Origin of the sequence: Hymenobacter crusticola, from assembly GCF_002154225.1 — a bacterium.
GTDB lineage: Bacteria > Bacteroidota > Bacteroidia > Cytophagales > Hymenobacteraceae > Hymenobacter > Hymenobacter crusticola.
The window spans coordinates 42556-67057 of the sequence record NZ_MTSE01000002.1 but is presented as its reverse complement, the minus strand read 5'-3'; the positions used below and the strand labels follow the sequence as shown (position 1 = coordinate 67057).

21 protein-coding genes are annotated in these 24502 nt (G+C 51.9%); 6 read left to right on the top strand and 15 right to left on the bottom strand.

Annotated features, from left to right (window positions below; translation table 11 throughout):
- Positions 1 to 23: 23 nt before the first annotated feature.
- Together BXP70_RS03590 and BXP70_RS03585 are read right to left on the bottom strand one after the other, a co-directional pair.
- Entirely contained in the window at positions 24 to 1643 is a 1620-nt protein-coding gene (locus tag BXP70_RS03590) for an outer membrane beta-barrel protein (protein WP_179197572.1), read from the bottom strand.
- Positions 1627 to 2316, bottom strand: coding sequence for an RNA polymerase sigma factor (locus BXP70_RS03585; protein ID WP_086592668.1), 690 nt, complete (start codon positions 2314 to 2316; stop codon positions 1627 to 1629). Before BXP70_RS03585 ends, BXP70_RS03590 begins: the two co-directional genes overlap by 17 nt.
- 368 nt (positions 2317 to 2684) lie before the next feature.
- Here BXP70_RS03585 and wrbA point away from each other — a divergent pair, with 368 nt between their 5' ends.
- Entirely contained in the window at positions 2685 to 3302 is a 618-nt protein-coding gene (gene wrbA / locus BXP70_RS03580) for an NAD(P)H:quinone oxidoreductase (RefSeq protein ID WP_086592667.1), read from the top strand.
- Between the two features lie 144 nt (positions 3303 to 3446).
- On the opposite strand, the gene BXP70_RS03575 is transcribed toward wrbA, so the two are convergent.
- The 10 genes from BXP70_RS03575 to BXP70_RS03530 form a co-directional block, all read right to left on the bottom strand.
- On the bottom strand, positions 3447 to 4187 hold the full coding sequence (locus BXP70_RS03575; protein WP_086592666.1) for a shikimate dehydrogenase family protein: 741 nt from the start codon (positions 4185 to 4187) through the stop codon (positions 3447 to 3449).
- A 102-nt stretch (positions 4188 to 4289) separates the two neighbouring features.
- Entirely contained in the window at positions 4290 to 4964 is a 675-nt protein-coding gene (locus tag BXP70_RS03570) for a DedA family protein (protein WP_086592665.1), read from the bottom strand.
- Between the two features lie 118 nt (positions 4965 to 5082).
- A complete protein-coding gene (locus BXP70_RS03565) occupies positions 5083 to 6408 on the bottom strand; it encodes a PQQ-dependent sugar dehydrogenase (protein WP_086592664.1) in 1326 nt (441 codons plus the stop codon).
- Positions 6409 to 6564: 156 nt separating this feature from the next.
- Complete coding sequence (locus tag BXP70_RS03560; protein ID WP_086592663.1) at positions 6565 to 7311, bottom strand: T9SS type A sorting domain-containing protein; 747 nt, start codon at positions 7309 to 7311, stop codon at positions 6565 to 6567.
- A 200-nt stretch (positions 7312 to 7511) separates the two neighbouring features.
- Positions 7512 to 8342, bottom strand: a complete 831-nt coding sequence (locus BXP70_RS03555) for a phosphosulfolactate synthase (RefSeq protein ID WP_086592662.1) — start codon at positions 8340 to 8342, stop codon at positions 7512 to 7514.
- A gap of 174 nt (positions 8343 to 8516) precedes the next feature.
- On the bottom strand, positions 8517 to 9914 hold the full coding sequence (locus BXP70_RS03550; RefSeq protein ID WP_086592661.1) for a tetratricopeptide repeat protein: 1398 nt from the start codon (positions 9912 to 9914) through the stop codon (positions 8517 to 8519).
- A gap of 120 nt (positions 9915 to 10034) precedes the next feature.
- On the bottom strand, positions 10035 to 11024 hold the full coding sequence (locus tag BXP70_RS03545) for an NAD-dependent epimerase/dehydratase family protein (RefSeq protein ID WP_086592660.1): 990 nt from the start codon (positions 11022 to 11024) through the stop codon (positions 10035 to 10037).
- Positions 11025 to 11130: 106 nt separating this feature from the next.
- Positions 11131 to 11814, bottom strand: a complete 684-nt coding sequence (locus BXP70_RS03540) for a tyrosine-protein phosphatase (protein WP_245849484.1) — start codon at positions 11812 to 11814, stop codon at positions 11131 to 11133.
- Positions 11815 to 11944: 130 nt separating this feature from the next.
- Positions 11945 to 14395: a GumC family protein gene (locus BXP70_RS03535; protein ID WP_086592658.1), complete on the bottom strand. Its 2451-nt coding sequence runs from the start codon at positions 14393 to 14395 to the stop codon at positions 11945 to 11947.
- A gap of 124 nt (positions 14396 to 14519) precedes the next feature.
- A complete protein-coding gene (locus BXP70_RS03530; RefSeq protein ID WP_086592657.1) occupies positions 14520 to 15410 on the bottom strand; it encodes a polysaccharide biosynthesis/export family protein in 891 nt (296 codons plus the stop codon).
- Between the two features lie 234 nt (positions 15411 to 15644).
- Between BXP70_RS03530 and BXP70_RS03525 the strand changes: the two genes are divergently transcribed.
- The 4 genes from BXP70_RS03525 (at position 15645) to hpf (ending at position 18480) form a co-directional block, all read left to right on the top strand.
- Positions 15645 to 16787, top strand: a complete 1143-nt coding sequence (locus BXP70_RS03525) for an acyl-CoA dehydrogenase family protein (protein WP_086592656.1) — start codon at positions 15645 to 15647, stop codon at positions 16785 to 16787.
- Between the two features lie 137 nt (positions 16788 to 16924).
- Entirely contained in the window at positions 16925 to 17119 is a 195-nt protein-coding gene (gene rpsU, locus BXP70_RS03520) for a 30S ribosomal protein S21 (RefSeq protein WP_086592655.1), read from the top strand.
- A 129-nt stretch (positions 17120 to 17248) separates the two neighbouring features.
- Positions 17249 to 18136, top strand: coding sequence for a tyrosine-type recombinase/integrase (locus BXP70_RS03515; RefSeq protein WP_086592654.1), 888 nt, complete (start codon positions 17249 to 17251; stop codon positions 18134 to 18136).
- Between the two features lie 44 nt (positions 18137 to 18180).
- A complete protein-coding gene (gene hpf / locus BXP70_RS03510) occupies positions 18181 to 18480 on the top strand; it encodes a ribosome hibernation-promoting factor, HPF/YfiA family (RefSeq protein ID WP_086592653.1) in 300 nt (99 codons plus the stop codon).
- A gap of 103 nt (positions 18481 to 18583) precedes the next feature.
- On the opposite strand, the gene metK is transcribed toward hpf, so the two are convergent.
- A complete protein-coding gene (metK, locus tag BXP70_RS03505; protein ID WP_086592652.1) occupies positions 18584 to 19846 on the bottom strand; it encodes a methionine adenosyltransferase in 1263 nt (420 codons plus the stop codon).
- 537 nt (positions 19847 to 20383) lie between these two features.
- Here metK and BXP70_RS03500 point away from each other — a divergent pair.
- Entirely contained in the window at positions 20384 to 21211 is an 828-nt protein-coding gene (locus BXP70_RS03500) for a phosphatase PAP2 family protein (protein WP_086592651.1), read from the top strand.
- 76 nt (positions 21212 to 21287) lie between these two features.
- Here BXP70_RS03500 and BXP70_RS03495 read toward each other — a convergent pair whose 3' ends face one another.
- Positions 21288 to 23750, bottom strand: coding sequence for a S9 family peptidase (locus tag BXP70_RS03495; protein ID WP_086592650.1), 2463 nt, complete (start codon positions 23748 to 23750; stop codon positions 21288 to 21290).
- A 94-nt stretch (positions 23751 to 23844) separates the two neighbouring features.
- Positions 23845 to 24492, bottom strand: a complete 648-nt coding sequence (locus tag BXP70_RS03490; RefSeq protein ID WP_086592649.1) for an HD domain-containing protein — start codon at positions 24490 to 24492, stop codon at positions 23845 to 23847.
- Positions 24493 to 24502: the final 10 nt, after the last annotated feature.

Sequence of the window (24502 nt, the reverse complement as noted above, 5' to 3'; positions counted from 1 at the left end):
ATGGCTATAATTTTGGCTTTCGCTTAAGGATTGATAACCGTCTGCTTCGTTCCTCCAAACTCCACACTAGTAGCTAGGCCCACTGAGTAAGGTCGTGAGCGTTTAAAAAAGCTTTGCGCCGGATCGGCATTGAGGGTTGTCATACCTAGGTCAGCTTCAGGACCTACCAGTAGGCTCCATTGTCCATCGGCGGCGCGGTAGCGGGCACCAGCCCCGGCCCGCACCGAGGCCAACACCTTACGGTAGGGCGAATCGGAGGAGTTTAAGGAATACTTCTGCGTAGCCTCTGTGGTCCCCACTACTTCCGTCCGACTACCTAGCAGCACGTTTACGGCGGCACCTAGGGTAGCGTAAAACGACAAGCCATTCTTGGGCGAGCTGTACCGAACAGCGACCGGCACCCCGGCCGAGGTATAACGATAATGCGTAGCGCTGGAGTTAGTTTGGGCGAAATTGCCAGTGTTGTTGGTGAGTTGCTGCCGATACGTGGCGTTACCGCCCGTGAAAGCATCTGTAGCAAGCGAATACGCCGCAGTGGTAGCCGTGAACTGGGACATAGCAGCTAGTTGGGCTACTTCTACGCCAGTGGTAAGCTCCCAACGCTTGCTCAACGGGCGTGCCGCCCCGAGCTTGCCCCGAAAGCCCGCCCCGGCCTGCAAGTGCTGCCGGTACTCGTTAGCGGCTTGCTCATACATGGCAGCCTGAGTGGTATATCCTACGTTTTGAGTTGGCGAATTGCTGTACTGAGGGGTTGCCAGTGCACTCTGACTGTTGCGACTGAAGTTGATATTGGGGTTATAGGAGGCAGCGGCTACGGCAGCGCTCCACCGCCATCGTTTGCCGCTAGTGCGCGGGCGCTCAGGTAGCACTTCTTGCGCAGCCAGCATCTCTGGCCCAGCTGGCAAGGCCGCTTTGCGCAGTGTATCAGGCAACGCGCCATGAGCACCAGTCATAGAGGCCAGTAACCCCGCTACGCGCGTCGCCATGAAGTCGGGTAGTAGACCTAGGCCGCCGCCCGCTGCCTCCTGGGTGGCGAAGCTAGGAGCATAGCCCCCAGCCGTTGCCTGTCGGGCAGTAAAGAGGCCCATCGGCATTTGCCCAGAGCTACCGACGAAAGAATGCCCTACGTGGGGGCCGTACGTCGAACCCGAGCTAGCGAATCCTTCGGAAGCTGTACCGAAGCTAGGTGCCTGCTTCTCTATTTGCTCTACTTCGGTCGTTGTTGCGACCTGCTGGTTACGCCCAGTTGCGGCAAGGAGTGGCGCAGCATTGCCGGCCGGCGCTGTTGCAGGCGCAACCGCTAACTGGGTAGCACCAGACGCAGTTGACGTGGGCTGCTTACTCGTCGTCACGTTAGTACCCTGTTCGGTTACCGTCGCTAGGCTAGCTTTCGGCGAGAAGTTCAAGCGCACTGCCCAGGTGCTTGCTGCTACTACCAACATAATGCAAGCGGCAGCTATCCAACGTTGCTGCACCAGGCGGCGGCGGTACGATTCGTTCTGCCGCACCAGCAAGTCGTGGTCGATCTGCTCCCACACGTTGCGGCGGGGCATTACCTCCGCCTCGGCAAACTTCTGTCGGAACAGGTGCTCCAAGTCGCCGGTAGGCTGGTCAGCAGATGATTTGTTAGCGGAAGGTTCCATTGGTACGATGCGCATCGAGGCGCTCTAATTTTGTCTTTAAAATCGCCCGGGCCCGGGCGTACTGCGACTTGCTGGTACCCTCAGAAATGCCGAGCAGCTCGCCAATTTCCTTGTGCCCGTAGCCTTCGATGGCAAACAGATTAAACACCATTCGGTAGCGGGGAGCTAGGTCCTGCACCATCGTCAGCAGTTCTTCAAACGCGTAATTCGACAGCGTAAATTCCTCGTCCTGTAAGTCTACTGGGTACTCGCCTTCACTCATGGCCACCAGCGTCGTGTTGCGGCGGTGCTGACGGAGGGCGGCATTTACCATAATGCGGCGAATCCAGAACTCCAGCGGGCATTCGCGCCGAAAGCTGCCCAGCTTGGAAAAGACCGTTACGAAGCCTTCCTGTAACACATCTTCCGCCTCAAAGGTGGTTTGGGCGTAGCGCAAACATACGGCCATCATGCGACCCGCAAATCGCTCGTACAGTTGCTTTTGCATGGCGCGACTGCCAGCAAGGCAACCATCTATCAACTCCGTCTCGCTCAGCGGAAACGTCGGTGTAAGTTGCCGCACAGCAGCAGACGAAGCCGCTGGCTCGGCCGCCGCGCGCGGCGGTTCGCCGTCGCCCGTCAGGAGTCGGCGCAGACCGCCAATGGCGCTCATAGAAGCTAGTGAAGCGCTCATGGTTGCGACCGGCTTAGCGCACCGGCTCCGTTGGGGTGGTTGGCAGACGGCTGTTGGCACAGCCGTCTGCCACTTGAATAAGCTTGTTGCATACGCGGATCGACTCTATAGATCGAGGGCACGAATAAAGGCTAGGTCACTGGCTTTGGGAGGAAGAGCCTGCAACTAGCCGGAAAGGTTGCAACGCCTCGTCACTTTTTTTGGCGTTATCTGGCGAAGGCCCTCATGTGCATCGCGAATATATTTCTTCAAACTGCTTGCACATTCAATGTACCTACATACATTTGCACCACCACCGCCGCACCAGCATTGCCGTACACGGTGGAGAACATACAGTATTTCTCATTTTCACTCCCTAGCTCACCCGCATGAAAACTCTAGTGCTGTTTTACTCCACGTATGGTCATATCTACAAAATGGCTGAGGCGGTGGCAGAAGGCGCCCGCGAAGTAGCCGATAATGAAGTAGTAATTAAGCGCGTCCCTGAGACGCTACCCCAAGAAGTATTGGACAAGACCGGTGCTACCGGCGCACAAGCTGCTTTCGCCCACATCCCGGTCGTTACGCCCAACGAGCTAACAGAATACGATGCTATCATCTTCGGCACGCCAACGCGCTACGGTAACTTGTGCGGCCAGATGCAGGCTTTCATGGATAGCACGGGCGGCCTTTGGGCGACGGGTGCACTGGTGGGCAAAGTAGGCAGCGTGTTTGTAAGCACCGCTACCCAGCACGGGGGCCAGGAAACCACTATCCGCTCCTTCCACACGGAGCTATTCCACCACGGGTTTGTGGTAGTCGGCTTACCTTATGCTTGGCAAGGCCAAATGGGCCACGAGGAAGTAACCGGCGGCACGCCTTATGGTGCGAGCACCGTGGCTGGTGGCCAGGGCGAGCGTCAGCCTAGCCCCAATGAGCTAGAAGGAGCCCGCTTCCAAGGCCGGCACACGGCTGAAATTGCCCGCAAGCTCGCCGTCAAAGAATAAGCTTTTCTGCACACTATCTTGCAACCTTCAACAGCCACTCGGGAACGGGTGGCTGTTGTCGTTTAGAGAGCAACGAAATAAGGTAAGAACCTTGTTCTTGAACCTTTTACTCCGCTACCCATTTACGCCATTGTTTTGGCGCAGCTATTTATTCCAGATGCGCCACGCCGCTTCAGCTTGCAGACAGAGCATTTCAAACCCATTGGTGGTGTGCGCGCCCATCTCTGCCCCTTTTTGCAGGAAGCGCGTTTCGCGCGGATTGTACACGAGGTCGTAGAGGTAGTGCTGGGGCGATAGAACTTCGTAGGGCAACGGCGGAAACTCCTCGATGCGCGGGTACGTGCCCAATGGCGTAGCATTGATGATCAGCGCATGCGCCGCAACCAGCGCGGGCGTCAGATCATCGTAGGTGAGCCCCTTGCTCAGTGGGTTGCGTGACACCACCCAGTAGCGAATACCTAGGTCACGCAAAGCTACTTCCACGGCCTTGGAAGCCCCGCCAGTACCGAGTACTAGTGCCGCTACATCCTCGCCGCGGTCTGGGTAAAACCGCTCAAGCGATTCGCGAAAGCCTGTGTAGTCGGTGTTGTGTCCGATGTACTGCCCGTCGGCGGTTACCTCAATCACGTTGACCGCACCCACGCGGGCTGCTGATGGCGCCACATCCGATAAATAAGGCCACACTTGTTCTTTGTACGGAATCGTGACGTTGAGGCCAGCTAGGTTCGGGCGGCTGGCTAGCAAGGCTGGCAGCTCCGTGATGTCGGCCAGTTCGAACAGTTCGTACGAACAATCCGTCAGTTCTAGGTTCTGAAACTTTTGGGTGAAATAGGTCTGCGAAAATGAATGACTAAGGGATTTGCCAATAAGGCCGAATTCTCTCATATAACGGGGCTAGCTCAACGCGTTCAATTCCTAAAGCAACAAAAAAAACCGCCCCGACCAATTGGCGGAGCGGTTTTCTTGAAAATAGAGTACAGCACCTAGCTACGCTTCCGATGGCCGACCGCTCAGCTTTTGCTTCAGAAACTGAAACAGCGGCGGCGCCACCGAAACTAGAATGATGAGGTAGATAACAATGGTAAAGTTCTTTTCCACTACCGGAATGTTGCCGAACAGGTAACCGGCCATTGTCAGCGAAATCACCCAGAGCAACGCCCCGCCCACGCTGTAGCTGATAAAATAAGCATATTTCATGCTGCCTACGCCCGCCACAAACGGCGCAAACGTGCGCACAATGGGAATGAAACGCGCCATGATGATAGTTTTGCCGCCGTGCTTGGCATAGAAGGCTTGGGTATCTTCTAAGTATTTGCGTTTGAATAGTTTATAGTCCTTCTGAAACACTTTCGGACCTAGGTAGTCACCAATAAAGTAGTTGAGATTATCGCCGAGGAAAGCTGCGATAAACAGCAGCGGAATCAAATACGTCAGGTGCAGCAGGGTTTGGTCGGAGCCGGGCGATACGGACCGGGCGGCCAGCGTGCCAGCCACAAACAGCAACGAATCGCCGGGCAGAAAGGGAAAGATGACAACTCCCGTTTCGGTGAAGATGATCAGGAATAAAATCAGATAGGTAAGACCGCCGTACTGCTGCACCACGTCGATGAGCGTTTTATCGAGGTGCATTACGAGGTCAAAAAAGTGTTTGATTATCTCCATGAGGCCATTAAGTAAGAAAAGTAGGGAGTCGCGAGTCGTTGATTACGCTACAAAGAAAACAGGCTGCCCGATATGGGCAGCCTGTTCCGGTAATTTCACGCAGATTTAAAGGAGCAATCTAGGTAGCACTCACGCGCCAAATGCGGTTGGCGGCGTCGTCGGCTACTAGCAGCGAGCCGTCAGGCAGTACAGTCACACCCACTGGCCGGCCGTACGCATCTTTGGAGTCGCCGCCCACCAGGAAGCCGGTCATGAAGTCTTCGGGCTTGCCTGGTTTGCCGCCCTCAAACGGCACGAAAACCACTTTATAACCCGAGAACGTCGAGCGGTTCCAGGAGCCGTGTTGGCCTACGAAAGCGCCTTTATGGTATTTCGCTGGGAAGGCATCTTTGGTATAAAAAGCTAGCCCTAGCGAAGCGGTGTGCGCCCCGAGCGGTACGTCGGGCACGATGGTCTTCTTTACCAAATCAGGCCGCTCTCCTTTGCGGCGTGGGTCTTCGTTCTGACCATAATAGGAATACGGCCAACCGTAGAAACCACCTTCTTTCACGCTGGTCATGTAGTCGGGCACGAGTTCATCTCCTAGCTCGTCACGTTCGTTCACGGCCGCCCACAGCGTTTGGGTACCCGGCTGCCAATCAATGCCTACCGGGTTCCGCAGGCCGCTAGCATAGATTTTCTCGCCGCTGCCATCTGGGTTGATCTGCAAAATGTTAGCGCGGCGTGCTTCGTTCGCAGGACCGTGTTCCATCACATTGCTGCCCGAGCCTACCGTTACGTAAATCTTGGAGTTGTCGGCGCTAGCAAGCAGGTTGCGGGTCCAGTGGTTGTTGTAGCCACCCCGAGGCAAATCCAGAATTTGCTTGCCTTGTCCCGTAATCTTGGTTGCGCCCGGCTGGTAAGGAAACACCATCACGCCGTCGGTGTTCGCCACGTAAAACTTGTTGCCAATAACCAACATGCCCAGAGGTTGATCGAGGTGAGCCAGAAACGTTTCACGCACATCGGGCTTGCCGTCTTTGTTGGTATCGCGAAACAGCGTGATGCGGTCAGCACTCGTCGGGCGCGAGGCTTTCGATGGGTCTAGCTTCAGCGCCACCGTAGTCTTCTTCACAGCTGTGGTAGGAACGGTATTAGCCTCGGCTACCAGTACGTCGCCGTTAGGCAACACGTACATCCAACGAGGGCTGTCTAGGTTGCCAGCATACTCGGTGACAGTGAAGCCAGCTGGCACGGTGGGCGTTTTGCCCGCGGGCCACTCTTGCAGGTTCACGCGGTTCGTTACCGACTTGGAAGCATAGGGCTGGGGCAGATGCACCGCTTGGGCATCTGGCGTTTCGATGGTTTTGGCAGGATTATCGGCTGCAGCAGCTTTTTCCTCTTTGGAAGGCCCTCCGCAAGCCGCTAGTAGCAGAAAAGCTAGGTAGCAGGGAGTATGTTTCATAACAAAAAATAAGTCAGCCCTTGGATGGGCTGACTTATCCGTGTACGAACCCATTTCTGTTAAGTTAGGGTGCTTAACTGAACAACATTTTGCCTGAAGCCCACGCCAGAACGCTTACGTTCAACTACCTAGTTGGCGCTAGCACTTACCTAGCTTCTATAGCTTCACAATGCGTTTCACAACTTTGGTTTCGTTCTGCTGAAGCATGTACACACCGGCTGGCAACTTGCTTAATGACGCATCGCCTTCTTTGAGGTGCAGTACGTCTACGCCGGTTGCGTTGTACAAAGTATACGTCCCCGCTTTGGCAGCCGTGATATGCAATACGTCTTCAACGGGGTTGGGATAAGCAGCAAGAGCAACCTTAGCTTCAACGTCTTTACTAACAGGTAATACAGTGCTTGAATTGACCCCTAGCGTATAGGAGCTACAGGTAGAAGCAGATGTTACGCCGCTTACTACTAATACCACCGTCTGATTAGGCGTCAGATTGATACTCATTGTGGTGGCGGCATTGCCTACGGGGCTGCTCCCCATGTCACCTTTATAGTTTGTAGCTAGGTTAGTGGGCACAAAGCTACCCGTGTAGGCCGAGCCAAAGATGAGCGCGGATGTTGTGCTTTCTGAGCATTGCGACGTCAGGGTAATTACCGCACATGCCGTAGTGGTTGGGTTGGCATTCCTGATTGTGTAGGTGTCGTAATGCACATTAGCAGCGCCACTGCTAACCCCAGGATACGCCTTTGTGGTTCCGCACACCGACGGCGTAGCGTCTCGGAAAAGACGTTCGCCTGGAATCGTAGGATCATTGACACCTAAGGAGCCAGTAAAGGTTTGGGTAAATTGTGCTCGAGCAGGCAACCCAAACAGCAGTGCTCCTACAGCTAGTAACAAGTGTTTCATAATAAAATGGTTATGTAGTTAAAAGGAATGTCTAAACGTACAAAATCGCTCTAGGATTAGTATTGCATTTTTAGATTATAGTTGTATTCAATATAATTTTTCTATTTCACAGAACCTTACCTAAGCTATGCTTCATCAAACTAAAAAGGGACTGCCTAGGCAGTCCCTTTTTGATACTTCTACACTAAGCAGCCTAGTTTTTATCCGCGGGGCATCGAAGTCCCAGGCTTACCAGTTGGTTTGGCGGGCTTAAACACTTCATCTACATTGTCCATGTCGAGGAAGTGCGTGAACGTATCGCCGCGCAAGCCCAAGCGAATCGTTTCTAAGCTCACAATTTCGTTCGGCGCAATATTACCTAGGTTCACGTTGGCGCCGAGCAGCTTAATAAACCATACTTGCTGGGCCTTTTGGGGCGCTTCCCACAAGATCTTCTCAACCGGTACCTTGGTCAGAATTTCTTCCACTAGGCCCGAGCGCACTTCGCCGGTACTGCGAAACAAGCCAACATTGCCAGCTTCGCGCGCTTCCCCAATCACTTTGATGGCACCAGCCTCTAGCTCGGTTTGCATCTGCGAAATCCACTTATAAGGCGGAATGATCTTCTCGGCATCCTTCGAACCTACCTCCGATAGCACTTGCACATCCTGCGACAACGTGCGGATGTACTCTAGCTTACGATCGTGGTTCAGATCCAACGAGCCGTCTGACACTTCCGCGTACTCCAACCCGAATTCGGAGAGTAACCGCCGATAATCGTCGAACTGGTTGCGGATGATAAACGCCTCGAACAACGTACCCCCAAAATACACCGGTACTCCCGCCGCCTTGTACACTTCTAGCTTGCGCTTCAGGTTGGGCGTAACGTAGGAAGTAGCCCAGCCTAGCTTGACAATGTCGGCGTACTCGGCGCCTACTTCCAGGAAGTCTTCGGTTTCACGAATGCTTAACCCTTTGTCCATCACCATGGTAAAGCCTTGTTCGCGAGGCTTGCTGGTGCGTTCGGGGAGGTCGTTCAGGTGATAATTCATACTTGAGGACTTAGGTTTTTTGATTCTAATGACAGCCTAAGCACGGCCCAAAAGTACGCCCGAATTTTGTATCCGCTCACTAAAACGGCTTGAAGCCCCTCAAACCTGTTTCGTCGTGCTTATTACTAAGCCGAAAAACAAGCTCAAGGGGCTTCAAATGCCTAACAAACGCTCTTACTTACGATACTGGTCGATAAGGCGCATCAACGCCCGTTGCGACTCCAACTCTGGGAAATAATCGAACAGTAGCCGGTGTTTATCAAAGTCCAGGGTTAGCGCATTTTCCAAATAGTGATACGCTTCCCGGTAGCGACCCGCCGCCAGCAAGTAGGCGCACAAACGGTAATAAAGCTCGGCTTCCTCTGGTTGCACTTCTATAGCGTTGCGCATCAGATCGATAGCACCATCGTAGTTGCCTTGCTCGTACAAAATAATGCTCCAGCTCAGCCACACATCTTTGCTGTCGGGGGCCACTTGCGCGGCGCGCTCGTAGCACTCCAGCGAGCTCACCAGGTTACCTACTTGGTATTCAGCCGCCGCCAGGGCCAGCCAGTATTCTGGACTTTCTTCGTAAAGCGCAACGGCTTTGCGGAAGAAGTGAATAGCCTCAAACCAACGGTCCTGAGCGTTCAGGATAACCCCAATACCAAACCACGCTTCGTCCAGGGTGGGGTCAATGTCGATGGCTTTCTGATAAAAGCGGCGAGCATTGGCCCACTCAGCTAGCTTTTCGTAGCACTCTCCGATGTTGCAGAATGCTTCGGCCGTTGGATGCTTCTCATTGTAGCTCAGATGAAACTCCTTGATAGCCTCCTGGTATTTCTCTTGGCTCACGTAGGTACTAGCCAGAAAGGCGTGCGCATCGTAGAACTTAGCGTCAATCAGAATAGCGTATTCAAACGCGCTAACTGCCTCGTCGTAGTTCTCCAGCCGGTAGTACGCCTGACCTAGGTTGTACCAAGCTTGCGCCGAATACGGGTCGTCGTCGGTGAAGCGCTTGAAGAAATCAATATTGCCTTCTAAGCGCCCCGAGATTTCTAGGCAATAGAGCAACTCCTGCACGGCCACCTCATTGTCGGCGTTCAGGCGCAAGCTCATTTTATAATACTTCGCGGCGCTTTTATACTTCTGCCAGCTTTGGTAAGCCAACCCCAAGTTGAAGTAGATATCGTCACGATCAGGCGAGTGAGCAGCAGCGTCCAAGAAGAACGCAACGGCCGCGGCAAATTCGCCCCGCTGGGTAGCGATGATACCGCGCGTAACGGCTACGTCGGGGTTTGTGGGGTCGAGTTGAGCAACGTCTTCAATCTGCTGGGCGGCCGCCGTGTACTCGCCTTTCATGGCAAGCACCTGCGAACGATCAATCAGCAGTTCGGTACTAAATGGGTACTGGGCAATAGCAGCCTCACATGCCTGTAAGGCTTTATCATACTGCGTATTGGTGGTATAATGGTCGATAATACTCTCAAAATCGGCCAAATCAAAAAATATGGTTTCGTTGCTGGCCATCATGCGTTCAAACCGGCGCACGCTGTTCAACACCTCATCCCGATCCTCAAAATTGTCGTTCATTCTCATTCGACTACAATCAACGCGAAGCCGCCAAAACGGCAGGCCCGCGGGTGGTGTTAAGCAATCTACCTACGTAAATAGACCGACGGCCTAAGATACAACAACCAAACCGGAGCACCACTAGTTCGGTCGTAGTCCGGTACAACACCACTGAATGGTTTCTGTCAGCGGACGAAAGGTCAGGCCGGTGGCTTTTTGCACTTTGGTAGTGTCATATGTTGTGGCACGCCGGCCAGCGCGTGCGGTGTCTTTGGTGATAAGTGGCCTAGCTCCTGTGAGTACGGCTCTAACATGTTCGAGCCGCCAGATAAGCTCGGCTGCCCAGTTCGGCACGGCTACAGTAGGCGCCTTCTTATGAAAGCAAGCCGCCGCCTGTTGTAAGAACTCTTGTAACGGCAAGGCCCCAGCATTGAGTATGTACCGTTCCCCGCTAATTGTGGTGTGCAGTGTAAGGCGCAGCATTCCTTCCACTACATCTCGCACATCCACTAGGTTTAAGGTGGTAGGCGTGTAGAAAGCGTGTTCTTGGTAAGCATACCGAAAGAGTCGAGTGCTGCTGCGGGCCCAATCAGCTGGACCCAATATAACCGATGGATTGACGATTACCGCTGCTAGTCCCTCGGATATACCCCGCCAAACTTCAAGCTCCGCTAAGTATTTCGAAGTAGCATATGCAGGATGTTCCGCGCCCAAATCCCACTTGGCATTTTCGTCCAGAAATTCTGAGCTAGGCTTTTCTTCTTCTGGTTCTTTAGTATTGGCCCCTAGCGCAGCAACCGACGATACATGACACAGGCGTATCCCGGGCTGCTCCAAACAAGCATCCACCACCGCCATGGTACCTTCTACGTTGGCTTGCTGAAGTGCCTGCTCATCCTGAGGCGCATACGAAACCAAACCGGCACAATGAAAGACGTGCGTAACGCCAGCTAGCGCCTGCCGCAAGGCTAGGGTGTCGCGCAAGTCTCCTTGCACCCAGTCGATTTTCTCGCTGCCTAGTATGGCTGGGATTTGCTGCCGATAAAGTGCTCGTACCTTATGCCCCTGAGCTAGCAACGCAGGCAATAAGAAGCTTCCTACTAGCCCGCTGCCTCCCGTAACGAAAATCATAGTACTAGCACTTGACTGCAAAGAAAGTGGTCGTTTAGGCGTTGTTAGGCGGAGCTACCTACCTATTACTGGTGCATGTTACGCATTAACCACTAAGCACCAAACGCTACAAGGAACTATTGAGCAAAGGCAGCGCTAACGCCTTGCGTAGATATTCAGTGGGCAGCACCTTCTCGCGTAATGTAGTAGTATGCTTCAGGTGGTGAGCATCTGTGCCCAGCAAATCTACTAAGCCTGCATCTATTAACTTCTCTGCGACGCGTTTTGCACCTCTTGAGTAATAACCTGCCAGCGAGTTAAGGTTGATTTGCAGCAAGATGTCATTAGCTCGTATCTTTTCCAGCGCCGCAAAATTGTCGTACATATACGTGTAGCGTTCGGGGTGCGCCAGTACTGGTTGATACCCCGCCGACTTCAACTGAAAAATAATCTCAAGAAAGTTGAAGGGCTCGTTGATATACGACGTTTCTAGCAGTACATAACGGTTGTCGCCACCAAAGGTGAGCAGTTCCTCGCCCGTCTCAACCTTCTGCGCAAACCACTCGTCCAAATAGTATTCAGCAGCGCAGGCCAACGTTATATCAGTGACACCTGCTGCGTCTACGGCCTGTTGCAGACGTAACAGGGCAGCTCGAATATCAGCGGGGGTATTCTTGTAGAAGTCTCCCATTACGTGAGGAGTCATTATCAGCTTGCGGTAACCTAGCTCCTGCATCGTCCGCACCAACTCTACCGATTGCTCTACTGTTTCGGCACCGTCATCAAGGCCTGGCAACAGGTGAGAGTGCATGTCTACTTCGAGCGCAGCCAAATCAGGCAAAGCGGCTATAGCCACGGTTGGCCGGCCAAAGATCCTTTGCAGGAACGACCCCATAAATGGAAAGTGAGAAAGCGGGTGGGAGGAAGGGAGCGGCGGAAACTTATGAAAACTGCTTGCGTAGGCGCTGGACCAAGCTCTTATCCGGCTTGGCTTCGTCGTAATAACCTTGGCCATACCCATAGCCATAGCCATAGCCGTAACCATAAAGGCCGCTTGAGCGTGCGTCGTTGAGAATAGTAGAAAGGCGGGTGAAGTTGTTCGCGCGAATGATCTTGTTGATGTTCTTTAAAAAGACCTTCTTAGAGTAATTAGCCCGTACAATATAAATTGGAATATCGGCTTTACGCATGATCAGAATGCCATCTGTTACCAACCCAACGGGCGGCGTATCGATTAAAATCACATCGTACTGCTGATAGAGTTCAGCTATCATCTCATCAAAACGTGCATTCAAGATCAATTCCGATGGATTAGGCGGAGTAGGTCCGGCCGAAATAAAGTCGAGCGCAGGAATGCTAGTATGTTGAACGCATTCCTGCACTGTGTGCTTATCAATCAAAATAGTGCTAACTCCTTTTATGTTTTCGGCGCTAAAAGCTAGGTTCACTTTGGGCTTACGCATATCAAGGTCCAAGATAATGACTCTTTGCCCTGACAAAGCAATGATACCACCTAGGTTCACTGTAACGAACGTTTTCCCTTCACCCGAAATGGTAGAGGTAACTGAAATAAGCCGCTTTTTCTTAGCCGAACTAATAAAATCTAGGTTCGTCCGAATAGAGCGAATCGACTCGGAAATAGCAGATTTGGGACTTTTATCTACCACGAGCTTTGATACGCTCATTTTTTCCTTTTCGTAAGTCGGAATAACGCCCAGGACAGATGCTGTCGTAGCACGTTCAAGCTCGCGCACATTTGTTACTGTGTTGTGCATCAGGTAACGTATTGCTATCAAGCCTAGGCCTAAGACTATGCCAACAGCTAATCCAATAGCGTACACTACCATCCGTACTGGTGCAATGGGTGCCCCAGGATTACTAGCGGGAGAAAGGATCTGAAAATCAACAGTAGTCCCCGCTATGGCTATACCGAAATCTATCTTTTTCTCAACTAACCTGGTATACGTCTTTTGATATAATTCAAAAGGACGCTGTAATCGAGTCTGCTGGGTTGCTAACTCCGGAATCTGCTGTAACTTATTCTTTAATTCGTTTTGTTCTGCACTCTTTTCACTGAGTTGCTGGGCCAGCAAACGCCGATTCTGCTGTAATAGTCGTTGTGTACTTTTCTTTACTAAATTGACATCTGCCTGTAACTGTTGAACTGTGAACGTAGTAGGCTGATAGGATCGCAGTATGCGCCGCAAATTCCATTGAAGATCATTGAGCCGATTTATTTGTTGGGTAACCTGCTCATCACCAAGCTGCTTTAAGCCCGGAATACTCTCAGAAATACTTGCTTCTTCACTGTTAGTAAGTTGATTACTCTCTACTAATGCAACTATTTCATCTAACAGATCAATTTGTTGCTGCAGTTGCAGACGCTCCTTCTCTTGTTCAAGAAGTTTGTCTGAAATACTAGCCAGATCACCACGTACATCGTAAGTTTTAGTACGGTCAGTAAACTTCTCTAAGTTTTTTTCGGCGCCCTGCAGACTATCTTTATTCTCAACAATTTGGGTTTCCAGAAACTTGAGCTGACGCTGTGTTACTTCTTGTTTCTGGGCTAGCTTTTCTTGTAAATAGACCGTATCAATCTTATTAACAATTGCTTGAGCCTTGCTAGGATTGAAGTCAGTGAATGAGATCTGAATAGTATTAGCGTCAGGGTTGACAACTTGCACATTCAGGCCCTTATTCAAATAGTTGCTGATAGTGCCGTCATCGTTTATAACGAAAAAGTATTTCTTCCCTACTACGCTCTCGTTCATCCACGGGGTAGAAGCCAGCACTAATTCCATGGCTGGAGTCACAATAGGCTGACCAAAGCGGTACTCAGCACTTATTTCCTGCCCTTTATATTGGTAAGAAAGTCGGAATTGCTGGGGATTGCTGAAGGTGAGGTCAAACCTTGTATTGTACAAACTACCATCCTTAATCTTATAATTCACTTTAAAAGGAGACAAGCCATATAGCTCGTTTTCCAAAACGGTACCCTCAACGTAGTAGTTAACGTCGAGCGCCAATGAATCCTTTAAATGCTCGTAAATGATATTAGACTTAATAAGCTCGATTTCACCGGAAAGCTTATTGCCACTCTGCCGAATATCTCCCGTTAGCGCGCCACCTAAGCCTAGCGCACCAGCTTCGGTTTTTTCGTCAATTTTTAAGATTGATAATGATTGGTATACTGGCTTGGTATAACGTAGATATAACCAAGAGCCGGTTAAGCCTAACACAATTAGCAGTACAACCCATATCAGGCTGCGGCGGGCGACCAACAACAGCGTAACTAGATCTAATCCAGCGCCTTCATCGTCCTCTACCTCTGCTTCATTGCCACCCGCATTGCGAATAAGCTCTTCTAGCTCGGCGTTTTCGTTTACTGCCATCTATTTTATTGAAATCGATGATTTAGATTAACCCTTGTACCGAACAGAGACAAAGCGCAAACTGAGTTTAACCCAGTTCTAAGTGGTGCTTTGGCTCCATGCTGTAGAAACACTTTGTTTAGCACTATTGATTCCGCTGGGCTAGCGTCAAGTAAATGATGGTGGTAGTTACTCCAGCTAGTGTAGTTACTAAACTCAAGATTGGATTGATATCATTTAGCGCCTCGAAAAACGGACGACGAATAGGTTCTATATACACAACGTCATTAGGCTCTACCTGTAGGTTGGCCCGGCGCATTCCTTCAATTGTAGTTAAATCAATTATCTGTACTTGTGGATTCTTCAAGTCACCTCGAATCAGGCGAATATTATTAGCCTTACCACCACTCCGGGCGGAGCTACCGGCTCCGCCGTCAATGCCACCAGCTAGTGCCAATACTTCCAACAGATTTACGTTGTCATTCTCTAGTGGAATAACTCTACCACCTAAAGTACCTAGCACCACAACGCGGTTATTCGTAACACGGGTATCAACAAATGAGCCTTTATAAAATTCATTATATCGAGCTTCTAATAGGCTATCGGCTTCTAACAGAGTTAAGCCTGTCACTTTCACCCGATCTACCATAGGCAACCGCACGTACCCATCTACCTGTACTAAGAACTGTGAGCCTGTAGAATTTGTCCCGCTTGTTCTGCTAATCGTTCGATTAGAGTTGGCATTCTGTCCAGCTTGTGAACCGAACTGAAGCTCTCCATTCGGATCCAGAATTCGTTCTCCATTGTTGGTAAAGACTTGTACTTGGAGATAATCGTTTGGCTGGATGATGTAATTCCGCTCTGCACGGTTCACTACGTCCCGCAGCTTCGTAGTATCAATGGCGCTTCCACCTGTAGTGCGCAAAAGAATATTTTGACGATAGTAGATAGACTTTGCGCAGGAAGAAGCCAATAACGCGAAGGGGACGCATAGTAGCCAAAGACGCAAAAAGCGACAGAAGACGGGTTGTTGCATGCAGGCCAAGTAAGCCAAGTTTAAAATAAAGGCACTGGAAAAAAGCGAGTTTCAGCCTCTAATTTTTCCTGAAAAACCTTCAAAGTAACCAAATCGGCACGCCCTTTCAAAATACGTGCCTCACATCCTGCTGTTTAGCTCTCTGGCTTTCGGGCAGGCAAAATCGTATCTTCACACCCTAGCGCGGCATCCACCCACCTTTAGCTGCGCTGTCCACCCAAACCTTTTTATTTTATGGAATCAGTTGCCACTGAGAACCAAACCATGATTGCCCAGATGGTACGCGATTTTGGCGCGGCCTATATCAAGCCTGACATGATGCACTGGGACAATCATCAGGAATTTCCCTTGCACATCTTTAAGCAACTTGGTGAGCTAGGCCTAATGGGCGTACTAGTGCCGCAAGAGTACGGCGGTTCTGGCTTCGGGTACGTCGAGTACGTAACCGCTATTGCCGAGCTAGCGAAAGTCGACGGCAGTATTGGATTGTCCATGGCTGCGCATAACTCTCTTTGCACTGGCCACATCTTGCAATTTGGCTCTGAGGAGCAAAAACACCGATGGCTACCCAAACTAGCCTCCGGCGAATGGATTGGGGCGTGGGGCCTTACGGAACCTAATACTGGCTCGGACGCCGGAAATATGCGCACCGTGGCTGTGGAAGACGGTGATTGCTACGTATTGAATGGAGCCAAAAATTTTATCACGCATGGTAAAAGTGGCAACATAGCCGTAGTTATCGCGCGGACTGGCAACGTCGGTGACTCCCACGGCATGACTGCTTTTGTGCTTGAAAAACCCACCGAAGGCTTTACACATGGCCTGAAAGCGGACAAGCTAGGTATGCGAGCTTCTGAAACGACAGAACTAATTTTTACCGACTGCCGTGTGCCTAAGGAGAATATCTTAGGGGAAGTCGGCGAAGGCTTTGTGCAGTCGATGAAAGTTCTGGACGGCGGGCGCATCTCAATTGCGGCGCTCTCCCTGGGTATTGCCCAAGGCGCCTTGGAAGCGGCCACACAATATTCCAAGGAACGCCAGCAGTTCAACCAACCTATCTGCAATTTTCAGGGCATTGCGTTCAAGCTAGCCGACATGGCGACAGAAATTGAGGCTGCCTCGCTCCTCACCTACCGGGCAGCTGCGATGAAGGATAATGGCCAGAATGTGACCCAGGAGTCAGCTATGGCTAAACTATATGCCTCAGAAGTAGCCGTGCGCACGGCCAACGAAGCCGTCCAAATCTTTGGGGGTTACGGCTACACGAAAGACTACCCGGTGGAGAAATACTACCGGGATGCTAAGCTTTGCACAATTGGAGAGGGTACCTCCGAGATTCAAAAATTGGTAATTGCCCGTAGCCTACTGAAACATTGATTTTTAACCAGTCGCTGGCTTAAACTTAGCTACTAACGATTTCGTAGTAGGATTCCTATGCGGCTCGTTTTGAAATCATAAAAAACTGTGATTACCTTTGCGACCCTTTACAGCGAATTTTCAACTCCATTGTACATATGATCATCGTCCAGATTAAGGATAACGAGTCGGTTGACCGGGCTCTGAAGCGTTTCAAGAAAAAATTCGAGCGCACGGGCGTGCTGAAAGAGCTGCGTCGTCGCACGTTCTTCCAAAAGCCTTCTGTTACTAAGCGTAAGCAGAAAGAAAAGGCTGTGTATAAGCAAACGATGTACGCTACCGACAACCAATAGGTCGCGGGCTGCTAAAATCTTGTCGATAACCGGCTGATCTACTTACTAGAGTGGATCAGCCGGTTTTTTCACGTCCGTATAGTTCGATTTAATTCCATACCTTGAATGCCTAGCTTAGGAGTTCAGCGTATGGAATTGTTTTTTGATTACCTCCGGTTCGAGCGGCGCTTTAGTCCGCACACGGTGCTTTCGTACCAGACCGACCTGCGGCAGTTTGCAGCATTTTTACTAAAGAACTACGAACTCGCTGATCTAGCCCAGGCCGACCATATGCTCATCCGCTCCTGGATTGTGGAGCTGATGCAACAGCAGCACGATCCACGGACAGTCAACCGTAAGATTGCCTGCTTGCGCTCTTACTACAAGTATTTGCTGCGCACCAACGTCATTGTACGCAATCCAATGCTACGCATCACGGCGCCCAAGATGGCCAAGAAGCTACCTGACTTTGTGCCGGAAGATTCGCTTAATAATTTACTCAACTCGTTTGAGTTTCCTGACACCTTCATAGGCCGACGCGACCAACTAGTGCTGGAGCTACTTTATGGTACTGGCATCCGGCTCTCCGAACTTATTGGTATTCAGCACGACGACGTTAGCCTAGCCTCGCATACGGTGCGCGTAACGGGCAAAGGTAACAAGCAACGTGTGGTGCCGCTGAACCCAACTTTGCGGCTTGTACTGGAACGTTACTTGGCGCAGAAGCAAACAGAATTTGGCACTAGCGACAACGCCCGCAGCGCCTTGCTCGTTACGGATAAGCTGGAACCTCTCTATGAAAAGCTTGTGTATCGTACCGTGAAGCACTACCTAGGTCAGATTACGACGGCCTCTGCACAGCAGCATCCGCACGTATTGCGGCACTCTTTTGCCACGCATCTGCTCGGCAAAGGGGCGGATCTAAATGCCATCAAGGAGTTGCTGGGCCACGCCAACTTAGCTGCTACACAAGTATACACACACTTATCCATCGACAAGTTGAAAGCCGTATTCGAAAAGGCTCATCCAAAGGCCTAACGATTAGTTGTTTCCCTTTTTTATCTACTAAAACCCAACATCCGATGAAAGTACAGATGCACTCGGTGCACTTCGACGCCGACCAAAAACTGCTCGACTTCATCCAGAAGCGCCTTGACAAGCTCGAAACCTTCTACGACCGTGTTACGGAAGGCGAGGTTATTCTGAAGCTGAACAACAAGGATGGTATCAGTAATAAAACGGTAGAGGTGAAGCTCTTTGTACCGGGCTCCACCCTATTCTGCCAGGAAGATGCTCCTAGCTTCGAATCAGCAGCGGATGCAGCCTACGAATGCTTGCGCCGGCAGATTGTGAAATACAAAGAAAAACAGATAGCTCACTAACAAAGCAGCAGACAGAAACTAAACCTAGGTTCTGCCTTATATCGCAAACAAAAACGCCCTTCCTGTTGTAGGAAGGGCGTTTTTGTTTGCAAGAGCTGAAAGCCTACAGAGCGAAAGCTTCTTTAATTTGGTCAACGTAGTCGAGCTTTTCCCAGGTAAACGTTTCGAAGGTTTTCACTTCTCCGTTTGCAAGAGTCACTTCCTTTTTGCCAGGCTGGTGCCCCATGTGCCCGTAAGCAGCCGTTTCGCTGAAGATTGGGTTTCGCAGACCTAGGCGCTGTACGATAGCGTAGGGGCGCATATCAAACATGGCTTGCACCTTTTCCGATATCTGCCCGTCGGTTAACATATTGCCAGCTGCGTCTTTGGCCTTGGTAGTGCCATAAGTTGTCACGTACAGGCCCACTGGCTTCGCTACCCCAATGGCATAAGCAACTTGCACCAGCACCTGATCAGCAACCCCAGCGGCCACTAGGTTCTTGGCAATGTGACGAGTTGCGTACGCTGCTGAGCGGTCTACTTTTGAGGAGTCTTTCCCCGAGAAGGCGCCACCGCCGTGCGCGCCTTTGCCGCCGTACGTGTCCACAATGATCTTCCGGCCCGTCAGACCCGAGTCGCCGTGAGGACCACCAATCACGAACTTGCCAGTAGGATTGATGTGGTAGGTAATTTCGTCGTTGAAGAGTTGCTGCACCTTATCACTCAGGTGCGCTTTCACCCGGGGAATAAGTACCGACTTAATATCATCGGAAATTTTTTCCAGCATTACTTGCTCAGAATCGTCGAACTCGTCGTGTTGGGTACTGACCACGATGGTGTCAATGGCCTCAGGAACATTGTCGTCGGAATAGCGGATAGTAACCTGCGCTTTGGCGTCGGGGCGCAAGTAAGTCATCACCTGACCTTCTTTGCGGATAGCGGATAACTCGCGAAGTAACCGGTGAGATAAGTCGAGAGCCAACGGCATGTAGTTGTCGGTTTCGCGCGTGGCATATCCGAACATCATACCTTGGTCGCCGGCACCTTGCTCCTCTGGATTTTGGCGCTCTACACCTTGGTTGATGTCGGCTGACTGTTCATGCAAGGCTGATAGGATGCCGCACGACTCAGCTTCGAACTTGTATTCGGCCTTGGTGTAGCCAATACGACGGATAACAGCCCGGGTAATACCTTGCACATCAACGTACGCGGTAGACTTAACTTCGCCGGCTACCACGACCAGCCCCGTTGTGACCAACGTTTCGCAAGCTACTTTTGCTTGCGGATCTTGCCGCAGAAAGTCGTCGAGAATGGCATCAGAAATCTGATCGGCTACTTTGTCTGGGTGTCCTTCCGAAACGGACTCAGAAGTAAATAAGTAAGGCATTCGGTTCGTTGTCGGTAAAAAGATGCTTAATTACTTGTGTAATTCAACGCGGGGTGGTGCGCAAAGCTACAGGTTTCGCTTGGTAATTGACAGCCTACGTTTCACCCTTCTTGCGTAAACGATGCTTGTCTAGGTTGATCAGCAAGCCAAATTAGCATCCGCCCTCATTAGAAAGACAGCTATACATTATCTTATTTTTTGTATTTATCTAATAAAACAACGTGCCACCACTGCCCCCTGAAGTTATTAGCAGGTAGCCGCTCTATTGCAAAAGCGAACCTACCAATGGAGAACAAGTTAATTCTGGATGGCAAAGAGTCAATTTGTACTTGCTTGAGCAGCATGCCTAACCCAAGTCGCCGGGCATTTTCTTTTTAGATAAATTCTCGAGAGCATATTACTTTCCTTACCACACGCGCTATCCCGTTAGCTCTACCTAGCTAATCTATCGCGGTAGATACTAGAAGAGTGAGACCACTCTGCCAACCTTACAGTTGAGTTATTCGTTTTATCTATATTCTGCTATATCTCCTTTGTATGAAGCACTTGTCCCCCCTTTTGGTGCCTGGCACCCTCCTATTTGCCTCTCCCACAGTTACTGCCCAGCAGGCTCCTTCTCCATACCGCACACGCTTTGCCATTGATGCTCCCATCACGGTGGGGCTAGGCGCAGTAAGTGGACTGGGGCTGTACCTCGTCTCCCAGAAAGATGGGCTGAATGATGCTCGACTAGCAACTCTAAATAAGAAGGACGTACCGAAATTCGACCGATTTGTAGCCGGTAACTACAGCAAAACAGCCCAGACAGTTGGTGATTTTATTGTGTATCCTACGCTACTTATCGCCCCAGGCTTGCTGGCGCTAGACGCAGATGTGCGCGGCCGCTACGGGCAGGTGCTAGGCCTGTACCTACAGACGCTGGTTGCCCAAAACGCCATATTCACCATGACCGTGGGCAACGTAACGCGCTATCGACCTTTTCTGTACGGAACAGAAGGCGGCGGCGACCGAAACAACCACATTGCTACCAATTCATTCTACGCTGGCCACACGGCCAATACCGCAACGGCGACCTTTTTCGCCGCCAAGGTGTACCACGACTTCAACCCCGGTTCAGCAGCTGAGCCGTTCATTTGGACAGCGGCGGCCGTCGTGCCGGCCGTCATGGCGTACACCCGGATTGAAGCTGGTAAGCATTTCCTTTCCGATAATATCGTGGGCTATGCCGTTGGCGCCACGGTGGGTGTTGTCGTACCGCAGCTGCACAAAACCGCGGAGCGCACGGGCATTTCTGTGTCGCCTATACAAGGCCTAAACATAAATGGTTACTCGTATGGCGGCTTGCTACTTACAAAGCGGTTGTAGTAGTTGACCTAGCTCTTACCAACAAAAAGCCCCGCTACTGTATAAGTAGCGGGGCTTTTTGTTGGTAAGAGCTAGCTTATTGTCCTGAGCCGGTACTTCCGCCGGTGGCGCCCGTTGACTTTAGATTTGTCTCAAACAGCTTGAGAATTCGCTTGTACTCGTCGGTCCAGGAGGCAGGCTCCTCAAAACCATGGTTCTCTACTGGGTACACCGCTAGCTCCCAATTCTCCTTGTGCAGCTCAATCAACCGTTGCGAGAGCCGGACGATATCTTCAAAATGCACGTTGGTGTCGACCATACCGTGGCACATGAGCAAGGCTCCTTTCAGCCCTTCGGCATAGTAAATGGGCGACGAACGGGTGTAGGCTAGGCTGTCGTTGTAAGGCTCGTTGAGGATGTTGTCGGTGTAACCATGATTGTAATGCGCCCAATCGGTGACAGAGCGTAAGCCGGCCCCGGCGCGGAACACATCAGGCTGGGTAAACATGGCCATTAGGGTGATAAACCCGCCATAGCTCCCCCCGTAGATACCAATGCGTTGGGGACTAACACCATATTTTTCAACGAGCAGCTTGGCACCGTCTACGTGGTCGGAAAGATCCTTGCCGCCCATGTAGCGGTAGATGCCCGTACGCACGTCGCGGCCGTAGCCACTGGAACCGCGGTAGTCAATATCGAGCACCGTGTAGCCCTTATCGACCAAGAGATTATTGAACATATACTCCCGCGAGTACTGGCTCCACCACTTGTGCGCATTTTGTAGGTAACCAGCTCCGTGCACAAAGATGACGGCTGGCCCTTGTGCTACGGGGCTAGCTGGGCGGTACAGACGAGCGTACACATCGGCACCATCGGTTGCTTTGATCTTGATAATTTCTGGGTCGCGCCACGCGTAGCTTTCAAACTCTGCGGTAGTGCTGTGCGTGAGCTGCCGCGGTTTGGCGCCGGGCTTGTTGTCCATCACGTACAGTTCCCAGGGCTTGTTGGTATAGCTGTAGCGTACAGCTAGGGTTTTCTCATCGGGCGAGATGGTAACTTCGCTGGCGCCGGGAAGTGTAGTCAGCTGCGTGAGTGCCCCGCCAGTGACAGGCATGCGGTAAAACTGCTTTTCACCGGGCGCCGTTTTGTTGGCTGAGATATACCAGGTCTTTTTATCGCGGCTGAGCCTAGCTTCCTGAACCTCAAAATTACCGCTGGTTAGGGCCTTTTTCTCTTTACTGGCCGCATCCACGGTGTAGAGGTGACTGTACCCCGTTGCTTCGCTCTGAAACCAGATGCGCCGGTTGTCGGGCAGCCAGCCCACGTTGCCTTCGTCGTAGCCGATACCTGGCCCGTTGATCCAAGCCTCATCGTGCTGCCGGTCGAGAGAAGCTAGCTTGCGCGTGGTGGGGTCGAGGGTAGCAATCCAACGGTCTTTGTTGTCGGCAGAGCGCACTACCAAAAACGCATGCTCGCCGTTCTCAGACCAAAACGGCCCGAACGGAACCAACGACCGCTCACTTGCCGCCGTAGTTTTCTTCGCGCCCGCTGCTTTGGTGGTATCCGCGGCGGATTTTGCTTTGGCTTTGGCCGTGTACTCTTTCAGGTACGCTGGCTGATCGTTGTAGCCAGGCAGGTCACGCAGGCTCACCATAAATGTCGTGTCGCGGGCAACATCGTAGAAACCTAGGGTGTAGGTTGTCTGCGGCACGCCTACTTTGGTGCGCGTCGGAATGTCTTCCGTGTAGCCCGATGCCGTCACGAAATTTGGTACGATGGTCGTTTTTGCGCCGGTGGGCTCCTGCGCCAAGCGGTAGGTTACGTAGCGGCCATCGGGGCTGAGTACGATGCCGCTTACGTTCTGCGTACCCGTGTAAATGGCTTTGGGCCGCAGCTTAGCCAGGGCTTTTTGTGCCTGCTCGCGCGCCTGCCGGTCCTGGTCGCGCTGTCGGATAATCTGAAATAAGGCGAGCTGCTGTGCTTTCAGGAACTTCTCTTCCTTGTTCATCAGCGGGTCGCCGGGTTTGCTGCCTTTGCGAAAGTCAGTGCGTTGCACCGTTTCGCCGGTAGCCGGGTCCCACGTGAAAAGGTTGCCAGCGCGCAAATAGCTAATCAACTGCTCCCGGAGCGCAAAGTCCGGTGCCGACTCGCGCTCGGCGGTGTTGGTCACGCGGCGGGTCTTCCCCGTTTTCAGGTCGAGCAGGTAGATGTCGCCGTCACGCTCGTATACTTTCCGCGTGTAGCGTTGGTCGTACCTAGCATTCGTGGTGGGCAAGCCGCGTTGCTCCCGGAAGCTCACTTTGCGCGGTGTGCCGCCTCCGGCTGCTATCACGTAGAGCGAATCGCGCCGGTTTTTTTCGGGATTCCAGTCGAAATAGATCCGCTTGCTGTCCTCACTCCACGCAATATTCGACGGAGAAGTACCGAGCCACTGCGCCGGGTCGCGCATGATCTTCTCGACGGTAAGCGGCGCTAGGGTAGCCGTTGAATTGGTTTGAGCGAAAGCCGTGGCAGTTGGCAACAACCAAGGCAACACCCGAATAAGAGTAGAAAGACGCATTAGATGGGCAGAAAGAGTGAGCGGCTGCAAGTTAGCTAGCCTAGCTTTCCCCAAAGACGCCTGCACTACCTAGGTGTTGCAACCGGCTGTTCTTTTATAAGCCGTCCTTTTCCCAGGCGTGCAGCTCCGCCACTAAGTTGCGGCGCGCAGCGGCTTCCAGCCGGCTACGAAAGTTTTCCGTTTGGTATAGTTGCGCGGCACCGAGCATTTTTTCTAGCACCTTACGGCGCCCCCGCCGGTACATGAAATCCGGAACCAAGCGGTACTCTTGGCGCACTTGGCGGGCATACTGCCAGTAGTCAGCCTCCGGAGCACCTAGGATTTGCAGGTCGGCGTCGAGGAAGTAAAGTAAGTCGGAATCGGCGGCGGGCTGGGGCTGGGTGTGGTCCTTGGTACGCTCAATGAGGTAGGCCACTCGGTTGCAGCGCTCCGCCGACAAGTTGGTTTTGGAAAGAAACTCTTTTGCGAAGGCCGCACTGCGTGCTTCGTTGTCGTCGCGCAGAGAACTATACACAACGTCGTGAAACCAAATTGCCAGCTTTACCACTTCCGGATCGTGTAAGGCTGCTCCTGCGCGTTCCACCGAATCGAGCAGGTTGCGCACATGATGCAAGGTGTGATAATGCCGATCCGAAGCGCAGTAAGCGTCCGAAAGCTGCTGAAAAGTAGCGGTGCGCAGGGCCGCATCAGCGGTGAGCGGCGCCGTCAGCCGATTCCAGCGAGTAGCAAGGGTAGTATTCAAGTCGGATTGC